General features: G+C 69.8%; 23 protein-coding genes. 10 read left to right on the top strand and 13 right to left on the bottom strand.

All coding sequences use genetic code 11. The features are described from left to right. Window positions 1-67: 67 nt before the first annotated feature. The 3 genes from PQV94_RS05255 to PQV94_RS05265 are packed head-to-tail and all read right to left on the bottom strand — an operon-like array spanning window position 68 to window position 3,209. Window positions 68-1,231 (bottom strand): hypothetical protein, encoded by a 1,164-nt coding sequence (locus tag PQV94_RS05255; RefSeq protein WP_274287735.1) that lies wholly within the window; start codon window positions 1,229-1,231, stop codon window positions 68-70. Between the two features lie 44 nt (window positions 1,232-1,275). Next, window positions 1,276-1,956 carry a response regulator gene (locus PQV94_RS05260; RefSeq protein ID WP_274287736.1) on the bottom strand — a complete coding sequence of 227 codons (681 nt, stop codon included), beginning with the start codon at window positions 1,954-1,956 and terminating at the stop codon, window positions 1,276-1,278. Then, entirely contained in the window at window positions 1,953-3,209 is a 1,257-nt protein-coding gene (locus PQV94_RS05265; RefSeq protein WP_274287737.1) for a sensor histidine kinase, read from the bottom strand. The genes PQV94_RS05260 and PQV94_RS05265 overlap by 4 nt, the downstream gene beginning before the upstream one ends. Before the next feature lie 106 nt (window positions 3,210-3,315). Here PQV94_RS05265 and PQV94_RS05270 point away from each other — a divergent pair, with 106 nt between their 5' ends. Beyond that, entirely contained in the window at window positions 3,316-4,728 is a 1,413-nt protein-coding gene (locus tag PQV94_RS05270; RefSeq protein ID WP_274287738.1) for a cation:dicarboxylate symporter family transporter, read from the top strand. Between the two features lie 56 nt (window positions 4,729-4,784). On the opposite strand, the gene PQV94_RS05275 is transcribed toward PQV94_RS05270, so the two are convergent. Next, window positions 4,785-4,988: a hypothetical protein gene (locus PQV94_RS05275; RefSeq protein WP_274287739.1), complete on the bottom strand. Its 204-nt coding sequence runs from the start codon at window positions 4,986-4,988 to the stop codon at window positions 4,785-4,787. Window positions 4,989-5,318: 330 nt separating this feature from the next. On the opposite strand from PQV94_RS05275, the gene PQV94_RS05280 reads away from it, so the two are divergent. The 3 genes from PQV94_RS05280 to PQV94_RS05290 all read left to right on the top strand — a co-directional run bounded on the left by PQV94_RS05280 (window position 5,319) and on the right by PQV94_RS05290 (window position 9,503). Continuing rightward, window positions 5,319-7,598 carry a polyribonucleotide nucleotidyltransferase gene (locus PQV94_RS05280; protein WP_274287740.1) on the top strand — a complete coding sequence of 760 codons (2,280 nt, stop codon included), beginning with the start codon at window positions 5,319-5,321 and terminating at the stop codon, window positions 7,596-7,598. Between the two features lie 217 nt (window positions 7,599-7,815). After that, on the top strand, window positions 7,816-8,841 hold the full coding sequence (locus PQV94_RS05285; RefSeq protein WP_274287741.1) for an aldo/keto reductase: 1,026 nt from the start codon (window positions 7,816-7,818) through the stop codon (window positions 8,839-8,841). A 59-nt stretch (window positions 8,842-8,900) separates the two neighbouring features. Continuing rightward, entirely contained in the window at window positions 8,901-9,503 is a 603-nt protein-coding gene (locus PQV94_RS05290; RefSeq protein ID WP_137416556.1) for a histidine phosphatase family protein, read from the top strand. A gap of 342 nt (window positions 9,504-9,845) precedes the next feature. Here the strand turns inward: PQV94_RS05290 and PQV94_RS05295 are convergent, their stop codons facing one another. From PQV94_RS05295 to PQV94_RS05305, 3 genes are read right to left on the bottom strand one after another with little or no spacing between them, the layout of a single operon-like run. Next, entirely contained in the window at window positions 9,846-10,328 is a 483-nt protein-coding gene (locus tag PQV94_RS05295) for a hypothetical protein (RefSeq protein WP_274287742.1), read from the bottom strand. Window positions 10,329-10,339: 11 nt separating this feature from the next. Then, window positions 10,340-10,753: a hypothetical protein gene (locus tag PQV94_RS05300; protein WP_274287743.1), complete on the bottom strand. Its 414-nt coding sequence runs from the start codon at window positions 10,751-10,753 to the stop codon at window positions 10,340-10,342. A gap of 1 nt (window position 10,754) precedes the next feature. Beyond that, window positions 10,755-11,222, bottom strand: a complete 468-nt coding sequence (locus tag PQV94_RS05305) for a GNAT family N-acetyltransferase (RefSeq protein ID WP_274287744.1) — start codon at window positions 11,220-11,222, stop codon at window positions 10,755-10,757. Between the two features lie 37 nt (window positions 11,223-11,259). On the opposite strand from PQV94_RS05305, the gene dapB reads away from it, so the two are divergent. Both dapB and PQV94_RS05315 read left to right on the top strand, forming a co-directional pair. After that, on the top strand, window positions 11,260-12,072 hold the full coding sequence (gene dapB, locus PQV94_RS05310; RefSeq protein ID WP_274287745.1) for a 4-hydroxy-tetrahydrodipicolinate reductase: 813 nt from the start codon (window positions 11,260-11,262) through the stop codon (window positions 12,070-12,072). Then, entirely contained in the window at window positions 12,069-12,515 is a 447-nt protein-coding gene (locus tag PQV94_RS05315) for a hypothetical protein (RefSeq protein WP_274287746.1), read from the top strand. The genes dapB and PQV94_RS05315 overlap by 4 nt, the downstream gene beginning before the upstream one ends. Before the next feature lie 3 nt (window positions 12,516-12,518). Here PQV94_RS05315 and PQV94_RS05320 read toward each other — a convergent pair whose 3' ends face one another. The 4 genes from PQV94_RS05320 to PQV94_RS05335 all read right to left on the bottom strand — a co-directional run bounded on the left by PQV94_RS05320 (window position 12,519) and on the right by PQV94_RS05335 (window position 14,933). Next, window positions 12,519-13,424 (bottom strand): TIGR01777 family oxidoreductase, encoded by a 906-nt coding sequence (locus PQV94_RS05320; RefSeq protein ID WP_274287747.1) that lies wholly within the window; start codon window positions 13,422-13,424, stop codon window positions 12,519-12,521. Further along, window positions 13,417-13,842, bottom strand: a complete 426-nt coding sequence (locus PQV94_RS05325) for an OsmC family peroxiredoxin (protein WP_274287748.1) — start codon at window positions 13,840-13,842, stop codon at window positions 13,417-13,419. The genes PQV94_RS05320 and PQV94_RS05325 overlap by 8 nt, the downstream gene beginning before the upstream one ends. A gap of 91 nt (window positions 13,843-13,933) precedes the next feature. Then, window positions 13,934-14,503 (bottom strand): DUF4395 domain-containing protein, encoded by a 570-nt coding sequence (locus PQV94_RS05330; protein ID WP_274287749.1) that lies wholly within the window; start codon window positions 14,501-14,503, stop codon window positions 13,934-13,936. Beyond that, window positions 14,496-14,933: a TlpA family protein disulfide reductase gene (locus tag PQV94_RS05335; RefSeq protein WP_274287750.1), complete on the bottom strand. Its 438-nt coding sequence runs from the start codon at window positions 14,931-14,933 to the stop codon at window positions 14,496-14,498. The genes PQV94_RS05330 and PQV94_RS05335 overlap by 8 nt, the downstream gene beginning before the upstream one ends. 94 nt (window positions 14,934-15,027) lie before the next feature. Between PQV94_RS05335 and thyX the strand changes: the two genes are divergently transcribed. Next, window positions 15,028-15,768, top strand: coding sequence for an FAD-dependent thymidylate synthase (thyX, locus tag PQV94_RS05340; protein ID WP_274287751.1), 741 nt, complete (start codon window positions 15,028-15,030; stop codon window positions 15,766-15,768). On the opposite strand, the gene PQV94_RS05345 is transcribed toward thyX, so the two are convergent. Then, window positions 15,769-16,263 carry a DUF6578 domain-containing protein gene (locus PQV94_RS05345; protein ID WP_274287752.1) on the bottom strand — a complete coding sequence of 165 codons (495 nt, stop codon included), beginning with the start codon at window positions 16,261-16,263 and terminating at the stop codon, window positions 15,769-15,771. It abuts the gene before it with no gap. Window positions 16,264-16,299: 36 nt separating this feature from the next. Between PQV94_RS05345 and PQV94_RS05350 the strand changes: the two genes are divergently transcribed. Beyond that, window positions 16,300-17,064: an SDR family NAD(P)-dependent oxidoreductase gene (locus tag PQV94_RS05350; protein ID WP_274287753.1), complete on the top strand. Its 765-nt coding sequence runs from the start codon at window positions 16,300-16,302 to the stop codon at window positions 17,062-17,064. A 1-nt stretch (window position 17,065) separates the two neighbouring features. Here the strand turns inward: PQV94_RS05350 and PQV94_RS05355 are convergent, their stop codons facing one another. Further along, window positions 17,066-17,605 (bottom strand): NUDIX domain-containing protein, encoded by a 540-nt coding sequence (locus PQV94_RS05355; RefSeq protein WP_274287754.1) that lies wholly within the window; start codon window positions 17,603-17,605, stop codon window positions 17,066-17,068. Window positions 17,606-18,186: 581 nt separating this feature from the next. Here PQV94_RS05355 and dapA point away from each other — a divergent pair. Beyond that, entirely contained in the window at window positions 18,187-19,164 is a 978-nt protein-coding gene (dapA, locus tag PQV94_RS05360; RefSeq protein ID WP_243227200.1) for a 4-hydroxy-tetrahydrodipicolinate synthase, read from the top strand. 96 nt (window positions 19,165-19,260) lie between these two features. Continuing rightward, window positions 19,261-20,937 carry a ribonuclease J gene (locus PQV94_RS05365; RefSeq protein ID WP_274287755.1) on the top strand — a complete coding sequence of 559 codons (1,677 nt, stop codon included), beginning with the start codon at window positions 19,261-19,263 and terminating at the stop codon, window positions 20,935-20,937. Window positions 20,938-20,953: the final 16 nt, after the last annotated feature.

Consider the following 20,953-nt stretch of genomic DNA (forward strand, 5'->3'; position numbering starts at 1 on the left):
GCCTGCGGCTCGCTCAACGACCGCTCGCCCCCGGTCATTGAGCGAGCGGAGTGAGCCGAAACGCGAGTCAGTACCAGCCGGTGGCCTGCGAGTGGTCCCACGCACCGCAGGGCGAGCCGTAACGGCCAGCGATGTACGACAGGCCCCAGTTGATCTGGGTCGCCGCGTTGGTGCGCCAGTCCGCGCCCGCGCTGGCCATCTTGTCGCCCGGTAGCGACTGCGGGATCCCGTAGGCGCCGCTGGAGGGATTGAGCGCGTCGGCACGCCAGCCGGACTCCCGGTTCCACAGCGACACGAGACACGCGAACTGATCCTGCCCCCAGCCGTAGGCGCCGATCGCACCGCGCGCGTACTCCCGTGCTCCGGCCGGGTCGACGACGACGCCTCCGGACGGAGGGGACGGGACCGGGGGAGCAGGGGGAGCGGGTGACCCGGAGGGCGGGGAGCTGGGTGCGGGATTCGCCGGTTGCGCAGCGACCTGGCTCGCCAACCGGTACCGGCGCTCCACGTCGGCCGTCGTGCCCTTGAGGGTCGCCAACTGCGCATAGAGGGTGTTCGCCTGCGTGGTGAGCTCGGCGACGGCGGCGGATTCCGCATCCGCGGCCGACTGCGCCGCGGCGGCGGCGCTCTCGGCCTGCGCGGCGGCGTCCTCGCGCGCGGTGCGTGCGAGCGTTGCCTGATCGTTGAGCGCCGCCACCACCTGCGCCGCGCCCTGCACTTGCGCTGCGCGGCCGGCCCACGCCGTTCCCATCGTCTCGAGCAGACCGAGGCGGTCGAGCAGGTCGTCGGGATCCGCCGCGGTGAGCAGCCGAGCGGCGAGCGGCCCGTCGGACTGCAGACGGTACATGGAGGATGCAAGAGCGCCGGTGCGAGCGCGCTGCGCTTCAGCCTCCGCCTGAGCGGCGGTCACCTGCGCATCGAGGGCTGCGGAACGCTGTGCCGCGTCGTCCGCCCGTCTCCGGGCGTCCTCGGCGATGCGCGCGGCGTCCAGTGCCGCCGTGGCGGAGGCGGCGCTGCGCTGCTGGGCGGCGTCGAGTTCGGCGTCGATGCGGGCGACGAGCTCTGCCGCGGCCGCTTGGTTGTTGCGGGCGTTCTGCACGTCGTCCCAGGAGGGGGTGTCAGCGGCGCGAGCAGGGGCGGTCGAGCTTGCGAGCAGGGCGACGATGGTGACGGCGACCGCGAGCACAGACGGGCGCAGTGCCCGAGGGCGTGGCGCGAGCTCGACGGTCATGCGAACACGCTATTGCGTCACACTCGTCACACCAACCCCACGAGTCACATAGACCAGCGGTATTCGCTCTCCGGACGGCCGGGACGTCCGTGGCGCGCCCGTCGTTCGGCGGCGCCGATCTCCACGAGGTGCTCCAGATAGCGGCGGGCCGATACGCGCGACAGGCCCAGCAGTCGTGCCGTCTCGACGGCGGAGAGCCCCTCGCCGTCGCGCAGCGCGCGGCCGACCGCATCCAGGGTCTCGGGCGAGATGCCCTTCGGCGTGACCGGGATGGGAGCGGTGCGCCCGGCGCCGAGCAACGCGTCGATCTCGGCCTGTGTCGCCCGACCGCGCGGGCTGCGCAGCTCGACGGTCTGTGCGTACTGCTCCAGCCGCTCTCGGAAGACGCCGAAGGTGAAGGGCTTCACGAGGTACTGCACGACCCCGAGGCTCGCGGTGGCCCGCACGGTCTCGGCGTCGCGCACGCTGGTCACGGCGATCACATCCACCGTGCTGCCGGCGGCACGGATGCGGCGCAGCACATCCAAGCCGCTCGCGTCCGGCATGGTCATATCCAGCAGCACCAGGTCGACGGCGGGCCGGGGGTCCGTGCCGATCAGCGCGCGCAGGGCCGCCCCGGCGCCGGCGCACAGTCCGCTCACCTCGAAGCCGTCCAGTCGCCCGACGTACTGTCCGTGCAGCTCGAGGGTCAGAGCGTCGTCGTCGACGACCAGGACATGGATCATCCTCGCCCCTTCAGCATGACGACGAAGCGGCTGGGATCGGCGTCGTCGATGCGGATGCTGCCGCCGGCCGCCGTGACGATGTCGCGCACGAGCGCGAGGCCGACACCGCGACCCTCCGCCCCCGCCGGTTTCGTGCTGAAGCCCATCTCGAACACCCTCTCGCGCATCTCGGTCGGCACTCCGGCGCCTGAATCCGTCACCGTGAGGATGAGGTCCCGCCCGGAGCGCATCATCGCGAAATCGACCGTGCGGGGCGCGGGGCCGGCGGCTGCCGCATCCACGGCGTTGTCGAGCAGATTACCCACGACCGTGACGGCGTCGACGGCGGTGAGCACGGAGCGGGGTGCGTCGGAGGCGATCTCGGTGCGCAACAGCACCCCGCGCTCGGCCGCCTGCGACACTTTGCCGAGCACGAGGGCGCCCACGGTGGCGTCGCCGTCGGTGCGGGCCGTGACCTGATCGACGAGCTGCTGCGATGCGTGTGCGGAGTCGGTCAGCAGGGCGATCGCCTCGTCCCGCCGGTCCATCTCGAGAAGAGCGACGGCGGTGTGGATGCGATTGCCGTGCTCGTGGGTCTGCGCCCGGAGAGCTTCGCCCAGCGTGCGCATCGACTCGGCGCTCGAGAGCGTGTCGCGGATCTCGGATGCGGCCAGATCTCCCGTGACGCGCCGCGCCTGGCCTCGCGCGAGCACTGCGCCGACCAGACCCGCAGCCAGCACGATGAGCGCCACCGCGAGGGCGAACGGCAGTCGGGCGGCGATCCCGTCTCCGATGCTGCCCAGTGTCACCCCCGCCGACACCCACCCCACCACCTCGTCGCCCTCGGTGACGGGGGCGATCGTACGGACGGACGGGCCCAGCGTCCCCGCCCGCTCCTCGGTGAGCGACTCGGGGGATGCGGGGATGGTGCCGATGTAGCGCTCGCCGATCCGCGCGGGGTCACGGTGCGTGAAGCGCACGCCGTCGGGCGACATGATCGTCACGAAGTCGAGGTCGCTGGCGGCCATGACCGACTCGGCGAACGGCTGGAGGACGGCGGAGGGATCGGCGGAGGTGATGCCGCCGCGGACGAACGGGTCCTCGGCGAGCGTGCGCGCGACGATCTGCGTCACGCGTTCGGCTTCCGCGCGCTCCGCGCGCTGCGCGTCGAGCACGAGGACCGCGCTGAGCACGGCCGCCACCGCGACCGCCGCGGCGGCGATCAGCAGGAACAGTCGCGTGGCAGCGCTCGTCGGGAACTTCGTCGGTCTCACCGCATCCTCCGTGACCAATACGACCACAACTCGACCCCGTCCGTCAGCGGGAGCGAGGGTACGAGCGTGGCCACGATGAGGCGGCCCGATCGAGAAGGAGACGACGATGGCTCTGCGACTTCCCCGCACGACGACGGTGACCCTGCCGCGGCTGACAGGCCGACCCGGTCGCAAGAAATGGGACAAGCACACCTGGCTGTACGTCTCGGTGATCATTGCAGTGGTCGCCGGCGCCGTGGTGGGGCTGGCCTTCCCCGAGTTCGCGGTCGGTCTGAAGCCTCTCGGCACCGCGTTCGTGTCGCTGATCACGATGATGATCGCGCCCATCATCTTCTGCACGATCGTGGTGGGGGTCGGATCCATCGCCAAGGCGGCCACCGTCGGCAAGATCGGCGGACTCGCCCTGGTCTACTTCCTCGGCATGTCGACGTTCGCGTTGGCGATCGGCCTCGTGGTCGGCAACATCATCCACCCCGGCGAGGGGCTGGACATGTCCGGCTCGACCTACCAGGCGACGGGTGAGGCGACCTCTACCGTCGACTTCCTGCTGCACATCGTCCCGGAGTCGTTCTTCGCGGCGTTCACCGGCGGCAGCGTGCTGCAGGTGCTGTTCATCGCGCTGCTGGTCGGCTTCGCCCTGCAGGGGCTGGGGGAGAAGGGCAAGCCGATCATGACGGCCGTCACCCACCTGCAGACGCTCGTGTTCCGCATCCTGGGCATGATCCTCTGGCTCGCTCCCGTCGGCGCGTTCGGCGCCATCGCCGCCGTCGTCGGCTCGACCGGTGTCGGCGCGATCCTCGGGCTCGGCCTTCTGATGGTCGCGTTCTACATCACGTGCTTCGTCTTCATCGCGGGTGTTCTGGGCTCGCTGCTCTACGCGGTTGCGCGGGTGAACATCTTCTCGCTCATGAAGTACCTCGGCCGTGAGTACCTGCTCATCGTCGGCACGTCGTCGTCGGAGTCCGCGCTGCCCCGGCTCATCGCGAAGATGGAGCACCTGGGTGTCTCCAAGCCGGTCGTCGGCATCACGGTGCCCACCGGCTACTCGTTCAACCTGGACGGCACGGCGATCTACCTCACGATGGCGTCGCTGTTCATCGCGACGGGCATGGGCGCCCCGATGTCGATTCCCGAGCAGATCGGCCTGCTCGTGTTCATGATCATCGCCTCGAAGGGCGCTGCGGGCGTCACCGGCGCGGGACTCGCGACCCTCGCGGCGGGCCTGCAGACCTACCGTCCCGACCTCGTCGGCGGGGTGGGCGTCATCGTCGGCATCGACCGCTTCATGTCGGAGGGCCGTGCGGTCACGAACTTCACCGGCAATGCTGTGGCGACCGTGCTGATCGGCACGTGGACCCGGCAGATCGACAAGGCGCGGGTGCGCGAGGTGCTCTCCGGCGCCCGCCCCTTCGACGAGTCCACGCTGACCGGCGGACACGGCGCGGATGCGGGGGAGAAGGCTCCCGCCGCAGAGGGCGCAGATGCGGCCGCCAAGGCGATGGCTGCCACGCCCCGCTGACCCACGAAAGAGGGGCCCGGAACGCGATGCGTGCCGGGGCCCTCTCCTCGTTCCCCTCAGCCCTCGATGCCCTGCTCGAACCCGTCGAAGCGCATCTCGCGCTCGAGCTGCGCCTGCAACTGCGCTTCTTCGCGCGGGTCCGGTGTCTCCGGAGTGCCGTCGAGCAGTCCGTCCTCGACCAGCTGCTCCTCGCCGGTGGCGGCGGGCTCTGTGCCCGGCTCGACGTCGCGGTCGGAGCCGGGGGTGGTGTCGTGGGTCATGACGTGTCCTCTCGTCGGTTCCGCTGTCGCGGGTGTGGGTCCCACGATAGGCGGCGTCGACCCGCGTGAGAACGGGTTGCACTGGTAGGCTGATGTGGATCGCTCTGTGCGATCGCCAACTCCATACGAGTTCACGGAGCAGGCCGGCGGGAAGCTGGTCCCCTGTGGTGGGTTCCTCGTCGTGCGTCGCACGCCGGGTGGTCTTCTACTGGTGGCCAGCGCAGGCTCTCTGCAGTCGTGCCGCGCGCCCATAACCGCAGCCCTGCTCCTTCGCATGTCCGCTCGTCGCCCACACGGGGTGGCGAGCCTAAACAAAGAAGGAGGGACCTCTTGGAAGGTCCGGAAATCACCGCCGCCGAAGCCGTTCTCGACAACGGCCGATTCGGCACCCGCACCGTCCGGTTCGAGACCGGGCGACTGGCGCAGCAGGCACAGGGTGCCGTTGCCGCCTACCTCGACGAGGAGACGATGCTCCTCTCGGCCACCAGCGCCGGCAAGCACCCGCGTGAAGGCTTCGACTTCTTCCCGCTGACCGTCGACGTCGAAGAGCGTTCGTACGCGGCCGGCAAGATCCCCGGCTCGTTCTTCCGTCGTGAGGGCCGCCCCTCGACCGAGGCGATCCTCGTCTGCCGTCTGATCGACCGCCCGCTGCGCCCGTCGTTCGTGGATGGCCTCCGCAACGAGGTCCAGATCGTCGTCACCGTCCTGAGCATCGCTCCGGGCGAGTTCTACGACGCGCTGGCGATCAACGCCGCATCGCTGTCGACGCAGATCTCGGGTCTGCCGTTCTCCGGCCCCATCGCCGGTGTGCGCCTCGCGCTCATCCCGGGTCACGGCGAGCACGCCGACCAGTGGATCGCGTTCCCGAAGGCCGAGCAGCTGCAGGAGGCCGTCTTCGACCTGATCGTTGCCGGACGCGTCCTCGAGGATGGCGAAGTCGCGATCATGATGGTCGAGGCCGAGGCCACCGAGCACAGCTGGGACCTCATCAAGGCCGGCGCCACCAAGCCCAGCGAAGAGATCGTCGCGCAGGGACTCGAGGCCGCCAAGCCCTTCATCAAGGAGCTCGTCGCGGCGCAGAACGTCGTGGCGAACACCGCCGCGAAGGAGATCCAGCCCTACCCGGTCTTCCCGCCGTACAGCCAGGAGACGTACGACTTCGTCGCCGAGCGCGCCTACGACAAGCTCGTCCCGATCTACCAGATCGCCGACAAGCAGGAGCGCCAGAACGCGGATGACGCGGTGAAGGATGCCGTCAAGGCAGAGCTCGTCGCGGCCGTCGAGGCCGAGCAGCTGCCCGCCGTGGCGACCCTCGAGTTCTCCGCCGCGTACAAGTCGGTCACGAAGAAGATCGTGCGCGGCCGCATCCTCTCAGAGGGTGTGCGCATCGACGGACGCGGTCTGGCCGACATCCGTGCGCTCGACGCCGAGGTGCAGGTCATCCCGCGGGTGCACGGCTCGGCGATCTTCCAGCGCGGTGAGACCCAGATCCTGGGCGTCACCACGCTGAACATGCTCAAGATGGAGCAGCAGATCGACTCGCTCAGCCCCACCACGAGCAAGCGCTACATGCACCACTACAACTTCCCGCCCTACTCGACCGGTGAGACCGGCCGTGTGGGCAGCCCGAAGCGTCGCGAGATCGGTCACGGCTTCCTGGCCGAGCGCGCGCTCGTTCCGGTGCTGCCCAGCCGCGAGGAGTTCCCCTACGCGATCCGTCAGGTCTCCGAGGCTCTCGGCTCCAACGGTTCGACGTCCATGGGCTCGGTGTGCGCCTCGACCCTGTCGCTGCTCAACGCCGGCGTGCCGCTGCGCGCTCCGGTCGCGGGTATCGCGATGGGCCTCGTGTCGGATGAGGTCGACGGCCAGACGCGCTACGCCGCGCTGACCGACATCCTCGGCGCCGAGGACGCCCTGGGCGACATGGACTTCAAGGTCGCGGGCACCAGCGAGTTCGTCACGGCCATCCAGCTCGACACGAAGCTCGACGGCATCCCGTCGTCGGTGCTCGCTGCCGCTCTCACCCAGGCCAAGGACGCACGTCTCACGATCCTGAACGTGCTCAACGCGGCGATCGACGCTCCCGACGAGATGGCGCCGACCGCGCCGCGCGTCATCAGCGTGCAGATCCCGGTCGACAAGATCGGTGAGCTGATCGGGCCGAAGGGCAAGACGATCAACGCGATCCAGGACGAGACCGGCGCGCAGATCTCCATCGAGGAGGACGGCACCGTCTACATCGGCGCGACCGACGGCCCCTCGGCCGAGGCCGCCCGTGCCCAGGTGAACGCGATCGCCAACCCGACCAACCCCGAGGTCGGCGAGCAGTTCCTCGGCACCGTCGTGAAGATCGCCACGTTCGGCGCCTTCATCTCGCTGCTGCCCGGCAAGGACGGCCTGCTGCACGTCAGCGAGGTCCGCAAGCTCGCCGGTGGCAAGCGCGTCGAGAACGTCGAAGACGTGCTCGGCGTCGGTCAGAAGCTGCTGGTCAAGATCACCAAGATCGACGACCGCGGCAAGCTGTCGCTCGAGCCCGTGCTCGAAGAGGCTGCCGACCAGGAGGGTCGCGACGCGGCCAACCCCGGTCCGGAGGCTCCCGCGGAGGGCTGATCCCCGTACGCAGCCGAGGCCCCCGTCGCGTTAACGCGGCGGGGGCCTCGGCCGTGCGGGACGGGCCGTGACAAAAGAGTTATGCAATGTTTATCGATCTGTCGCCGTGGCGGAATCCGGTGACCGCGCGCTCACTTACTGTCTAAGTACGCGTCGAGCTACGCGGGAGATCCACGGTTTCCGCGTTCCGCGACACGAGTGTGCGGAAGGGGTGCGCGTGAGAATCTTCGGAATCGGCACGGCGACGCACCCGGTCGCGCCCGCCGACATGGCAGAGACGCATCCGTCTGCCCCCATCCCCGTTCAGGGCCCCGGCGTCGGAGCCGGCATCCGCATCGATCTGGGCGAGAGCGGACAGCGCATCTTCCCGCTCATCCTGGGCGGCGCCGAGTTCGGCTGGAACGTCGACATCGACACCAGCCATACGATCCTCGACGCCTACGTCGAGCGCGGTGGCAACGCCGTGCACACCGCCGACAGTTTCGCCGGCGGACGCAGTGAGCACATCATCGGCGAGTGGCTGCGCAAGCGTCGCGTTCGCGACGATCTCGTGCTCATGACGAGGGTCGGCGCGCACCCCGACCATCCGGGCCTCGGCCCCGTCAACCTCATCCGCTCGGTCGAGGCCTCGCTCGTCAGGCTCGGCACGGACCGCATCGACGTGCTCTACATCGACGGCACGACCGGCGTCGGCTCGCTGGAGAACACGCTTGCCACGCTCGAGTGGCTGATCGAGGCAGGCAAGGTGCGTGCCGTCGGCGCCTACGGCCTGCGTGCCGAGCAGCTGGTGGAAGCCCGCATCCTCTCGTCGGCGGGGCTGCCGCGTTTCACGGTGCTCGACGTGCCCTACAACGTGCTGCGCCGCAAGGACTTCGACGGGGACCTGCGACTCGTCGCCGGCGCGCAGGGGGTCGCCGTGACTCCCTCGCATCCGCTGGAGCACGGATTCCTCGCGGGTGCCCGGCGTACGCGTGACAAGGCCGTCACCTCCGTTCGTGCGGCACAGCTCGCGGGCAGCCTCACCAAGCGCGGCAGCCGCACGCTGAAGGCTCTGGACGCGGTGGCGGCGGAGTTCGGTGTGCCGGTTTCGGCGGTCGCGGTGGCGTGGCTGCTCGCGCAGCGGATCGTGGCTGCGCCGATCGCGAACGCGTATGCGCCCGCGCACGTCGAGGAAGTGCTGCAGGGCGTGGGGCTCCGTCTCACCCGCAGCCAGCTGTCGGAGATCGCGCGCGCGTCGGAGTAGCGGGTTAGGGTGGATGAGACGCCGATGAGGCGTTCGACCTACTCGACGGAGCGACAGGCGTGACTCACTACATCTACCTTGTCCGCCACGGCGAGCATCAGGATGCGGAGCACGGCATCGACGACGGACCGTTGTCGCCGCGTGGCCGCCGCCAGGCTGAGCTGCTGGCCGACCGGCTCTCGGGCGTGCCGTTCGATGCCGTCTGGCACTCGCCGCTCGTGCGCGCCGCGGAGACGGCCCGCGCGGTGGCCGAGCGCATGCCGTCGATCACGCCGGAAGCCTCCTCGCTGCTGTTCGACTGCGTTCCGACGGGGATGACGGAGGAGACCCCCGCGGTCTTCGAGCCCTTCTTCGGCGGCATCACCGAGGCTGCGGTGGACGCGGGGCGGGCGCAGATGGCCGACGCCCTCGCCGCCTTCCTGGTGCGCAAGCAGGGCGACGTGCACGAGCTGATCATCACGCACAACGCGGTGATCGGGTGGTTCGTGCGCGAGGTGCTGGGCGCGCCCGACTGGCGCTGGATGACACTGAACCAGGCCAACGCGGGTCTCACGGTCATCGCGCAACGTCACGGGCGTCCCTGGACGCTCGTGTCCCACAACGACCTCGCCCACCTGCCGTTCGAGCTGCGCACGGGCCTTCCCGAGGTCCCGCCCGTCTGACGTTCGGGCACTCGGCCCCGGCCGGTCCGGGGTGCGGAACCTGGCGTGACAAGGCAGCAGCCGTCGTGTTCGATCGGCGCGTCCGCGCTATCGGCGCGCGGGGCTCCTCGTTTCGCCTGTAGGTGGGCAAGCGCCGGTCGCGATGATGTCGGGGTCATCCTCGTAGGAAAGGATCACGCGGACGCCGCAAAAGGACCAGGCGTTCAGTGTCTTTTCGGGCTGCTGCACCGCCGACGAGGAGGGTAGCGAGGCCGGCGCAGGTCGCCAACGATGCCACAATCCGGGTACGCGCAGACCCGACCCTATCCAGGCGTCTCGCTGCGACACTGTCGCCCACGGGCGTCAGGCGCTTTTCAGGTAACGGCGCGCTGCTTCACGCACGCGAGCGGTCAGTTCTTCCGCTCCACCGCCCATTCCGGTGTCGCTGAGGTCGAAGTCGTCGTCGAGCTCCGCCAGCCGATCCAGTTCATCCGAAGAGCTCGCGTGGCTGAAGGTGTCGTGAACCCAGCGCGTCAGGTCGCGCTCACTCGTCTGGCCGGACAGAAGTGCCCGACACAACCAGCGCGCTGCGAGCAGGCGTGCGTCCGCATCCGTGTCGTCGAGGCCTTCCTCCTCCGACACGCGGTCGATGAGTGCCTCGATTACGAATGGGCTCTCATCCGGCGGTATCCCTGCCAGCTCCGCAAGCGCGGTGCTCTCCGAGCCCGCGAGGAGGGCCTTCACGGCAGCATCCACGAGCACCCGGCGACCGTGCACGCCTCCGACGCGCCACCAGGCGATCGCTTCGGCCAGAAGTCGAGGCTCTGAAGCCGGTGAGCCGGCCACGACATCATCGTTCAATCGGGGTCCTCGGGTCGCCAGGCCTCGACTCGACCCACGGCCGCCCGCCAGCCCCAGACCAGGACGCTTGAACCGATTCCCGTGGTTCGGAAGTTGTTGGGCAGGGATGTGGGCGCGACGGGCACGTTGGCGGTGACCTGAAACCCGCCCTCACGGAAAAGTGCCGTGCCTACCAGCGCCTGCTCCACGACGGCCATATCCGCGACGTCCTGCGCCGTCGGCGCGTGTGTGCCGCGCCAAGGCAGGACGCCTGCGATGAACGACACCCGGCTGCCCACGCCGGATCGGCGCAGGTCGACCACGTGCAGCGCCCCCCAGAGGCCGTCTGTCCGGGGGATCGCGATGACGTCGCCCACCTCGAGGGACACGGTCGTCTTCGGAACGAACGGGAACTCCGTGGGCCTCGCCACGTCAGAGCGCCTTGCCGTACCAGCGCGTGGCGTTCTGGTTGTCGTTGTACGGCTCGATCGCGATGAAGCCGCTGCGCGCGTAGAGCGAGCCGGCGGCCTCGAGCGAGTGGTGGGTGTCGAGCACGAGCTCTGCGGCTCCGAAGGCCCGTGCCCGCTCCTCGAGCTCGGTCACGAGCAGCCGGCCGCCGCCGCTGCCGCGCGCCTCGGGGCGGACGAAGAGATGCTTGAGCTCGTAGCGCACGCCCGCGGGCCCGTCCGCGATGCGACGGATGCCGCCGCATCCGATCGCTTCGCCGGTGTCGTCGAAGAGAACCAGGAACACGCCGTTCGGCTGCTCGAAGGCCGCAGGATCCGGGAAGACCGTGCGGTAGCCGCCGCCGGGGAATCCCTGCGCACGGCGGGCGAAGTACAGGGTGAGCAGCTCGTGACTGACGGGGTCGTCTGCGGGAAGGGCACGCAGGGTGGGCATACCGCGAGCGTAGCCGGGGTACGCCTAGGGTGGAGACATGACGACGCGTGTGGCCATCGTGGGAGCAACCGGCAAGCTGGGAAGCATCATCCGCGGCGTGGTCGAGGCCGAAGAGGGCTTCGAGCTCATTGCGGCCCTCTCGTCGCGCGACGACATCCAGGCCATCGACGACGCGGACGTGGTCGTCGACGCGTCCGTCCCGGCCATCTCCATCGACGTCGTGCGCGCGGCGATCGAGCGCGGCAAGAACGTCCTCGTGGGCACGAGCGGATGGTCGGCGGAGCGCATCGCGCTCGTGCGTCCCCTGGCGGATGCGGCCGGCGTCGGCGTCGTGTTCATCCCGAACTTCTCGCTCGGCTCCGTGATGGGCTCCGCCCTCTCCGCCGCCGCGGCGCCCTTCTTCGATTCCATCGAGATCGTCGAAGCCCACCGCGAAACGAAGATCGACTCGCCCAGCGGCACCGCGGTGCGCACGGCCGAGATGATCGCCGCCGCCCGCCAGGGCACCGGTCCGGTGGAGGCGCCGCACGTCGACCAGCGGGCACGCGGACAACAGGTCGCCAGCGTCCCGATCCATTCGCTCCGTCGCCCCGGTGTCGTCGCGCGCCAGGAGGTGGTCCTGTCCGGACCGGGTGAGGCGCTCTCGATCGTCCACGACACGATCGAGCCGGCTCTGGCCTATGCCCCCGGCATTCGCATCGCGCTCGCGGCCGCCCGCGACGCCCGCGGCGTGCACGTGGGGCTCGACAGCTTCCTCGACATCGGCATCCGCCTGCCCGGGGCACCCAAGACCGGCGCCGGGGTGACCGACGGCGCCGCATCCGGTCAGATCGCTGCGACGACCCCGTGAGTGCACGCATCGGCGTCGCCGTCATGGTGGCGGCGTTCGCGCTCTACGCCGTGTTCGTAGGCCAGCGCGCCTGGCTGCTGCTGACCAGCGGCATGCCGCTGGGCGTCGCCGCGGGTGTCGCCCTGCTGGTCCTGCCGGTGATCGCGGTGTGGGCCGTCGGCCGGGAGCTGTGGTTCGGCGTGCGGGCGCAGGCGCTCGGTCGTCGGCTGGAAGCCGAAGGCGCACTGCCCACCGAGGCGCTGGAGACCCGGCCGAGCGGGCGCGTGCTGCGTGACGAGGCGGATGCGGTGTTCCCCGCATACCGCCACGACGTCGAGGAGGCGCCGGACGACTGGCGCGCCTGGTACCGGCTCGGACTCGCCTACGACGGGTCGGGCGACAGACGGCGCGCTCGCGCCGCGGTGCGCACCGCCATCCGGTTGGAGCGGCGCGACCGCGGCTGAGCGTCAGGCGGCGGGAACCGCCGCGGCGACCGCATCCTCCACCGTCGGATGCGTGAAGCGGTAGCCGGTGGAAGTCAACACCGTCGGCGACAGCAGCACGTCGTTGGTGAGCAGCGCCTCGGTGGCGTCCGTTCCGAGCGCCATACGTACCGCCCAGGCGGGCGCGCGAAGGACGTACGGACGGTTCATACGGCGGGCGAGTGCGAAACCGAGATCGTTCGCGGTGGCGTGGGTCGGGCCGGTCAGGTTCACCGGACCCGTGATCTGCTCGGCCAGGATGTGGCGGATCGCTCCCACCTCGTCGGCCAGAGAGATCCACGGCCATGCCTGGGTGCCCCGCCCGATCGGCCCCGAGAGGCCGAACTTGGTGAGCAGGATGAGGGGCTTGAGCACGCCCTGCTGGTGCACGACGGGTGCCGTGCGCAGCAGCGCGATCCTGGTGTTGTCGCCGGCCTCGCGCGCCGCCTGCTCCCACTCGACGGTGAGCCGCGAGAGGAAGCCATTGCCTGGCCCCGAACTCTCGTCCTGCGCCACCCCTGGTGCCGATCCGTAGAAGCCCACCGCGGAGGCCGAGACGAAGGCGGGTGCGTCCGAGCCCAGCGCCCGCAGCGCCCGAGCGAGCGTGCGGGTCGGCGTCAGGCGTGACCACAGCAACGTGCTCTTGTACGAACGGGTCCACGGGAAGCGACCGACGCTCGCGCCGCTGAGCGACACCACCGCATCCGCCCCTTCCAGCGCGGCCGGATCCAGCGGCTCGGCGTCCTGAAGCCAGGGCACCTCGTCCGCGCTCTGCGCCGGACGGCGCACGAGTGTGGTCACCCGCACGCCGTCCGAGCGCAGCGACGTCACGAGGGCGCGGCCGATGAGCCCGGACGCGCCGCTGACGACGACGTGGCGGGGCTCAGGCAAGCGTCGCCTCGAGCGTGATCTCGATGCCCGCGAGCGCCTGCGAGACCGGGCATCCCGTCTTCGCCTCGGCGGCGATACGGGCGAAGTCCTCGGACGACAGGCCGGGTACGCTCGCGTTGACGTTCAGGTGGCTGCCGCTGATCCCGGTGCCGGGAACGAACGTGACGGATGCGGTCGTCTCGATGCTCTCGGGAGGCGTGCCGTTCTCGGTCAGTGCGTGCGAGAGGGCCATGCTGAAGCACGACGAGTGCGCAGCGGCGAGCAGCTCCTCGGGCGTCGTCACCGAGGTCGAACCCTCGCTCCGAGCCTTCCAGTTGACGGCCAGGGGACCCTGGTTGGAGGACTCGAGGGCGACGTCGCCCGAACCCTCTGCGAGGCTTCCCTTCCAGCTCGTGCTGGCTTCGCTGGTGACACTCATGGTCGTCTCCCTCCGGCCGCGTCTCGGCCCTCGGGCCACAGCGTATCCGCCGGATCTTTGCGTCGGCTTTGGCCTTGACAGCCGTGTGCTTTCAGACCGGACGAGCGGTGCGGATGATGCCAGCTCGGGCGAGCAGCAGGTACAGCTGGCATCCGAGGCACAGGCCGAACACGGCGTTGAGGAAGGCGGCGACGAAGGCGGCGGCCGCAGCGATCGGCAACGCCCACGGCACGCCGACGAGGTAGAGCACCAGGCCGACGGCGGTGACGAGCAGGCCCACGCCCTGGGCGAAGCGCGGCGGACGCGGATCCTCGAAGTCGGTCGCCGGCTGCAGCCGCGGCTGTACGAGCTTCCGGTAGAGCACGCCCCACGGCGCGGTGCGCGGCGACACCACGCCCCACAGGAAGAGCGCCGCGATCACGGCCAGCAGGATGAAGCCGGGATCGGCCGCCCGGTACGCGAGGATCGCCCACGGTCCTGGCGAGAACGCCTGCTGGGCAGCCAGCGGTTGGTACGCGAACCACCCGACCACCTGCGCGGCCGGATCGGCTCCGCGGCCCGTGAGACCGAGCAGCACGGCGACGAGCAGGAGCGCGGCGGTGATGGACGCGGCGAAACGGGGGCCGCGCACATCGATGCGGCCAGGCGAACGATCAGACACGGGTCGACTCCTCGGTCACGCGGGCGAGTTCCAGTTCCACCACGTCACGGCGAGGGGTTCCGCCGAACCGCGTGCGCACCGTGCCCCTGTGGTCGAGGATGAGCGTCGTCGGCGTCTGAAGGACGCGGAAGTGCTGGGCGATGTCGGTGCGGTTGGTGAGATCGACGTCGAGGTGCACGACGCCTGCCCGGTCAGCGGCGATGTCGGCCAGCGTGCGGTGCACGCCGGGGCAGCGCGCGCAGAACTCGGTGCTGAACTGCAGGAGCGTGGCGACTTCGCCGAGGGCAGGAGCGCCCAGGCGTGCCGGATCCACCACCTCGTCGGGGTCCACGCGTCGCGGTCGGTTCGCTCGCCAGCGCAGGGTGAGACCGAGGCCGATGGTGGCTGCGAGGAGCGCGGCCAGCACGGCGACGGCGATGAGGGGGTCCACGACATCCCAGGCTAGACCCGCACATGTATGGGCGGGCATGGAGTCGGTGAAGATGACGCACGTACGTAACACGGCGCCGGGATACGCTGAGGGGGTGAGTGACGCGTCCAGTGCCGAGATCCAGTTCCGCAGCGACGTGACGGTCGAGCTCGTCCGCTCCAGTGCCTCCGACTCCGACGTGCTGTTCGCCGCACGCGTGTCGACGCAGGGGGAGCAGACGCTCGAGTCCGCCGCATCCGGTGACCAGGCGACCGCCCGCGATCGCGGACTCATCAACTACCTCATGCGTGACCGTCACGGCTCGCCTTTCGAGCACAACTCGATGACGTTCTACGTGCAGGCGCCCATCTTCGTCTTCCGCGAGTTCATGCGCCACCGGGTGGCCTCGTACAACGAGGAATCCGGCCGTTACCGCGAGCTTCGTCCCGTCTTCTACGTGCCCGCGCGCGAGCGCAACCTCATCCAGGTGGGCAAGCCCGGCGCGTACGAGTTCCTCGCCGGCACCGACGAGCAGTTCGAGCTGGTCGACGAGGCCACCCGTGCCGCCAGCATCCAGGCATTCGAGGCATACCAGCGGATGCTGGATGCCGGTGTCGCCCGCGAAGTGGCACGCATCGTGCTGCCGCTGAACATCTACTCGTCGATGTACGTCACCATGAATGCGCGTGCGCTGATGAACTTCCTCTCCCTGCGCACGAAGGTGGAAGGCACCCACTTCCCGTCGTTCCCGCAGCGTGAGATCGAGATGTGCGCCGAGAAGATGGAGGCGTTCTGGACCGAGCTCATGCCCCTCACCCACGCCGCGTTCAACGCGAACGGACGCGTCGCGCCGTGATCAGCCCTCGTCGATCGTGACGAGGTAGCCCTCGACGTGCCGGCGGATCTCGCCGTCCGCCGGATCCGCTTCGCGGGGGAGCGGCTGCTCGTCGTCGTCATCCTCGACAGCGCGGCGGACGCCGGAAAGAGGACTCAGCAGCGCCGTCGCCGGGAGTCGCTCGAACGTCAGGACGTAGGGGCGCGGTCGCACCTCGATCGCCCAGTCCGCGCCCGGCGACGAGAAGCGCGCGTTGCCGGGCGCGGCGGCGGCGCGGGGCACACGAGAGACCCGATGGGCGACGGAGAGCGCGGCCACGGATCGAACGACGCCCGAGAGGTGGAACTCGGGTTCTCTCTCGTGGTGGGTCTCGACGAACGCGGGGACGGTTGCCGGGGCGCAGAGCTCGCGCACCCCGTCGTCCGCATCCACGACCCCGAACTCGACGCGGTCGCCGACCGCGAACGGCTCGCCGCAGCACGCCCATTCCCACTCCCAGAGCAGCACGTCCACCATGGATTCACGATAGACACCGGCGCGTAGGCTCGGCTCATGGCGAAGACGGCTCTCATCACCGGTGCCAGCTCCGGACTCGGCGCCGAGTACGCAAGACAGCTGGCCGCGCGCGGCGCCGACCTCGTCCTGGTGGGCCGCGACGCCCAAGCGCTGGAATCGGTCGCCCGTGAGGTGCGCGCCGTATCCGGTGTCGCGACGGAGGCGCTCGTCGCAGACCTGCTGGACGCGGGGGAGCGGCAGCGGGTCGTCGAACGCTTGACCGATCCGGGGCGGCCGATCGAGATCCTCGTCAACAACGCCGGGTTCGGCCTCCCGCTCCACTTCGAGCGCAATGACATCGAGGACGAGGTGCGCCATCTCGCCGTGCACGTCGAGGTGCCGATGCGGCTCATGCACGCGGCGCTTGCTCCGATGCTCGCGCGCGGCAGCGGCCGCATCCTGAACGTCGCGTCGATCGCCGCCTTCATCCCGCGCTCCACCTACGGCGCCTCGAAGCTGTGGCTCGTCTCCTTCAGCCGGTGGGCGAACGCGAGCTACGCACCGCGCGGCGTCACCGTGACGGCGGTGTGCCCGGGCTACACGCACACGAACTTCCACGAGCGGCTCGGTCTCGCGCCGGGTCAGGAGGGCGTCGCCGGCTGGATGTGGCTGAATCCTGCCGATGTGGTCACACCGTCGCTGCGCGATGCGGCGCGAGGCAAGGCCGTGTCGGTGCCCACCCTCCGCTATCGGGCGCTCGCCGCGCTGGCGAACATCGCGCCCGATCGGCTCGCATCGAGGCTCGGTCGGCGAGGGCGCTGAGTCAGGCGAAACGACCGAGACGGATGCCCGCGTAGGCGAGTGCCGCAACGGTCTCGCCGTCGCGGATCCGGCCGTCCGACACCATCGCGAGGGCCTCGGTGAACGGAATGCGCACGACATCGTCGATGCCCTCCTCCGCCTGGGCGAGCGCATCGTCGGGCGCGGAGGAGAGGCCGCGCGCGAGGAACACGTGCTCGGGCGCGACCGCGATCCCGTTGAGCGCGTTCATGGTGCCGAGGTGCTCCCACTCCGCAGCGATCAGGCCCGTCTCCTCGGCGAGCTCGCGCTGCGCGGCGAGGAGTGGATCCTCGCCGTCGCTGCCGCCCGCCGGCACCTCCCACGAGGGACCGGTCGTGTAACGCTCCATGGACACCAGGCAGACGTTGTCGGCGTCGTCCAACGCCACGATGAACACCGCCGGATGCTGCATCTCGACGACGCCGTAGATCCCCTCGCCGTCGGGGCCGGTGACGTCGTCCTCCCTCACCCGGATCCAGCGGTTCTCGTAGACGACGCGGCTCGCGGACGTGTGCCAGACCATGCCGCCACCCTACGACCGCATCCGCCCCATAGGTCCCAGGGGTTGCCACCAGCACCACGGATCGTGCTCGCAGTGCCCTCGCTCGCGCCGCCGATCGCGGAGCCATCGAACGTGTGCGCAAGGGCGTGTACGCGCTCGGCGCGCATCCCGATGTCCGGGATGCCGCTGCCCACGGCGGCGAGCTCGCCTGCGCTGCGGCGCTTCGCGCGCACGGTGTCTGGGTGCTGGAGGAGATCCCGACCCTGCACGTCTGGCTCGGACCCGATGGCCGATCGCATCCGCATCCGTCGTGCGCGCGCATCGGGATGCGGGTGCTTCCGCGTTCGGCGTCGTCGACTTCCCGGTCGACGGGCGACTCATCATCGAAGTCGACGGCCGCCTCAATCACGATGGCGTCAGCCTGCGTCATAAGGATCTGGTGCGGGATGCGGAGGCCGCGGCGCAGAGGTACGAGACCCTGCGCTTCGACTATGCACTCGTCGTGCGCGACTGGCCGCGCGTGCAGCGCGCACGCCGCGTGCAGAGGGCGTGCGCACGAGAATGCGTGGGGGTGCGGCGGTCGGAACCGATAGCCTGGGAACATGACGCACACGGGCAACCCCTTCGGACAGGTGCTCGTCGCGCTGGTCACTCCCATGACCGCCGACGGCGAGGTCGATTGGCCCGCCGTCGAGAAGCACATCGACGACGTCATCACGGCCGGCGCCGACGGCATCGTGGTCACCGGCACGACGGGGGAGACCTCGACGCTGACCGACCCCGAGAAGCTCCGCCTCGTCGAGGTGGGCAAGAGTGTCGCGTCCGGCCGGGCGAAGATCATCACGGGCGGCGGCTCCAACGAGACCGCGCACGCGATCGAGCTGTACCGGGCGAGCGAGAAGGCCGGCGCGGACGGCATCATGATCGTCACGCCCTACTACAACAAGCCGACCCAGGCCGGCATCCTGACGCACTTCCGCCTCGTCGCCGACGCGACGGATCTGCCCGTCATCCTCTACGACATCCCGGGCCGCACCGGCGTGCCGATCAAGTACGAGACCATCCTGCGCCTCGCCAAGCACCCCAACATCCTGGCGATCAAGGATGCGAAGGGTGACTTCAGCGAGGTGAGCCGCGTGCTCAACCAGACCGACCTGATGTACTTCTCTGGGGACGACGCGAACGTGCTGCCGCATCTCGCGATCGGAGCGTCGGGGCTCATCGGCGTCACCGCCAACATCGCGGCGGCCCCCTACCGCGCGATCGTGGACGCGGTGAATCGGGGCGACCTGGCCACGGCGACCGCCGAGCACAAGCGTCTCGAGCCGCTCGTGCGTGCCGTCATGACGCACGTGCCGGGCACGGTGAGCGCGAAGTACATCCTTCACGGCCTCGGCCGAATCTCCAGCCCCCGCGTCCGCCTGCCCCTCGTCGGGCCGGAGGAGTGGGAGGCCGCCATCATCGAGGACGAGCTCGCCCTGGTGCGCGATGTCCCCGGTGCCGATTTCTCCAACTTCCGTCCCGACCGCAACGCCGCTGCCGGCGGCGCCCTGCCCAAGGTGCACGGAACCACACGCTGACAACCGCTCGCCACGAGGCGAGCCCCAGAGCCCGCTCCTTCACAGGAGCCGGCGAGAGACACGGATGCGGCGCAGGCCGCATCCGGAGAGGTACGTATGGCCAACACTGTCTACGATCCGCCCGCGCTCGATCAGGGGACGCTGCGCGTCACGCCCCTGGGCGGGCTCGGCGAGGTCGGTCGGAACATGACGATCTTCGAGTACGACGGGAAGATCCTCGTCGTCGACTGCGGCGTTCTCTTCCCCGAGGAGCACCAGCCGGGTGTGGACCTCATCCTCCCCGACTTCGCGCCGCTGCGCGACCGGCTCGAGGACATCGTGGGCATCGTGCTCACGCACGGCCACGAGGATCACATCGGCGCCGTCCCCTACCTGCTGAAGCTCAAGAACGACATCCCCCTCATCGGATCCGGGCTGACTCTCGCCCTCGTCGAGGCGAAGCTCAAAGAGCACAGGGTCAAGTCGTACACGCTGACGGTTTCGGAGGGTCAGCGGGAGCAGGTCGGGCCGTTCGACCTCGAGTTCGTCGCGGTGAACCACTCGATCCCCGACGCCCTGGCCGTCGCCATCCGCACGCCCGCGGGCATGGCACTGGCCACCGGCGACTTCAAGATGGACCAGCTGCCGCTCGACGGCCGTCTCACCGACCTTCGCGCCTTCGCCCGTCTGGGCGAGGAGGGGATCGACCTCTTCCTCGTCGACTCCACCAATGCTGACGTTCCCGGCTTCACACCGCTGGAGCGCTCCATCGGTCCCGTGCTCGACCAGGTCATCGGCCGGGCTCCCCGCCGCGTGATCGTGGCGAGCTTCTCGAGCCACGTGCACCGGGTTCAGCAGGTCATCGACGCCGCGGCCGCCCACGGGCGCCGGGTCGCCTTCCTCGGCCGCAGCATGGTGCGCAACATGACGATCGCGCAGGACCTCGGCTACCTCAAGGTTCCCGACGGCGTCCTGATCGACTACAAGAAGGCACGTGATCTGCCCGACGACCGCATCGTCTACATGTCGACCGGCTCGCAGGGCGAGCCGATGGCGGTGCTCTCGCGGATGGCCAACCTCGATCACGAGATCGAGCCCGGCCCCGGCGACACCGTGATCCTCGCGTCCAGCCAGATCCCCGGCAATGAGAACGCGATCTACCGTGTGATCGACGGGCTGACCAAACTGGGCGCCAATGTCGTCCACAAGGGCAACGCGAAGGTGCACGTCTCCGGTCACGCCGCCGCGGGCGAGCTGCTGTACTGCTACAACATCCTGCAGCCGCGCAACGTGCTGCCCGTGCACGGCGAGTACCGCCATCTGATGGCGAACGCCAAGCTCGCGCAGGACACCGGCATCCCCGCCGAACGCACGATCCTCGCCGAGAACGGCACCGTGATCGATCTCAAGGACGGCGAGGCCCGAGTCGTCGGTCAGCGCGACATCGGCTTCGTCTACGTGGACGGTTCGACCGTGGGCGAGATCACGGATGCCGATCTGAAGGATCGCCGCATCCTCGGCGAAGAGGGCTTCATCTCCGTCATCGTGGTGGTCGATGCCTCCACGGGTCGCATCATCACCGGACCGGAGATCCACGCGCGCGGCTTCGCCGAGGACGACTCGGTGTTCGAGGACGTCAAGCCGAAGATCGCCGCAGCGCTCGCCGAGGCGGCGGGATCGGGCGTGCGGGACACGCACGCGCTGTCGCAGGTCGTCCGTCGCACGATCGGTCGTTGGGTGAACCAGCGTCTGCGTCGGCGCCCGATGATCGTGCCGCTGGTGATCGAGGCCTGATCGCTTCATCGCTATG

The organism is Microbacterium sp. Clip185 (assembly GCF_028743715.1).
Lineage (GTDB): Bacteria > Actinomycetota > Actinomycetes > Actinomycetales > Microbacteriaceae > Microbacterium.

What these genes read in the sequence shown, in the direction of transcription:
- PQV94_RS05270 (WP_274287738.1), top strand. Translation starts at nt 3,316, where the DNA reads ATGGCTCTGCGACTTCCCCGCACGACGACGGTGACCCTGCCGCGGCTG.
- PQV94_RS05305 (WP_274287744.1), bottom strand. Translation starts at nt 11,222, where the DNA reads ATGCCCACCCTGCGTGCCCTTCCCGCAGACGACCCCGTCAGTCACGAG.
- PQV94_RS05255 (WP_274287735.1), bottom strand. Translation starts at nt 1,231, where the DNA reads ATGACCGTCGAGCTCGCGCCACGCCCTCGGGCACTGCGCCCGTCTGTG.
- PQV94_RS05275 (WP_274287739.1), bottom strand. Translation starts at nt 4,988, where the DNA reads ATGACCCACGACACCACCCCCGGCTCCGACCGCGACGTCGAGCCGGGC.
- PQV94_RS05365 (WP_274287755.1), top strand. Translation starts at nt 19,261, where the DNA reads ATGGCCAACACTGTCTACGATCCGCCCGCGCTCGATCAGGGGACGCTG.
- PQV94_RS05325 (WP_274287748.1), bottom strand. Translation starts at nt 13,842, where the DNA reads ATGAGTGTCACCAGCGAAGCCAGCACGAGCTGGAAGGGAAGCCTCGCA.
- dapA (WP_243227200.1), top strand. Translation starts at nt 18,187, where the DNA reads ATGACGCACACGGGCAACCCCTTCGGACAGGTGCTCGTCGCGCTGGTC.
- PQV94_RS05260 (WP_274287736.1), bottom strand. Translation starts at nt 1,956, where the DNA reads ATGATCCATGTCCTGGTCGTCGACGACGACGCTCTGACCCTCGAGCTG.
- PQV94_RS05355 (WP_274287754.1), bottom strand. Translation starts at nt 17,605, where the DNA reads ATGGTCTGGCACACGTCCGCGAGCCGCGTCGTCTACGAGAACCGCTGG.
- PQV94_RS05350 (WP_274287753.1), top strand. Translation starts at nt 16,300, where the DNA reads ATGGCGAAGACGGCTCTCATCACCGGTGCCAGCTCCGGACTCGGCGCC.
- dapB (WP_274287745.1), top strand. Translation starts at nt 11,260, where the DNA reads ATGACGACGCGTGTGGCCATCGTGGGAGCAACCGGCAAGCTGGGAAGC.
- PQV94_RS05345 (WP_274287752.1), bottom strand. Translation starts at nt 16,263, where the DNA reads ATGGTGGACGTGCTGCTCTGGGAGTGGGAATGGGCGTGCTGCGGCGAG.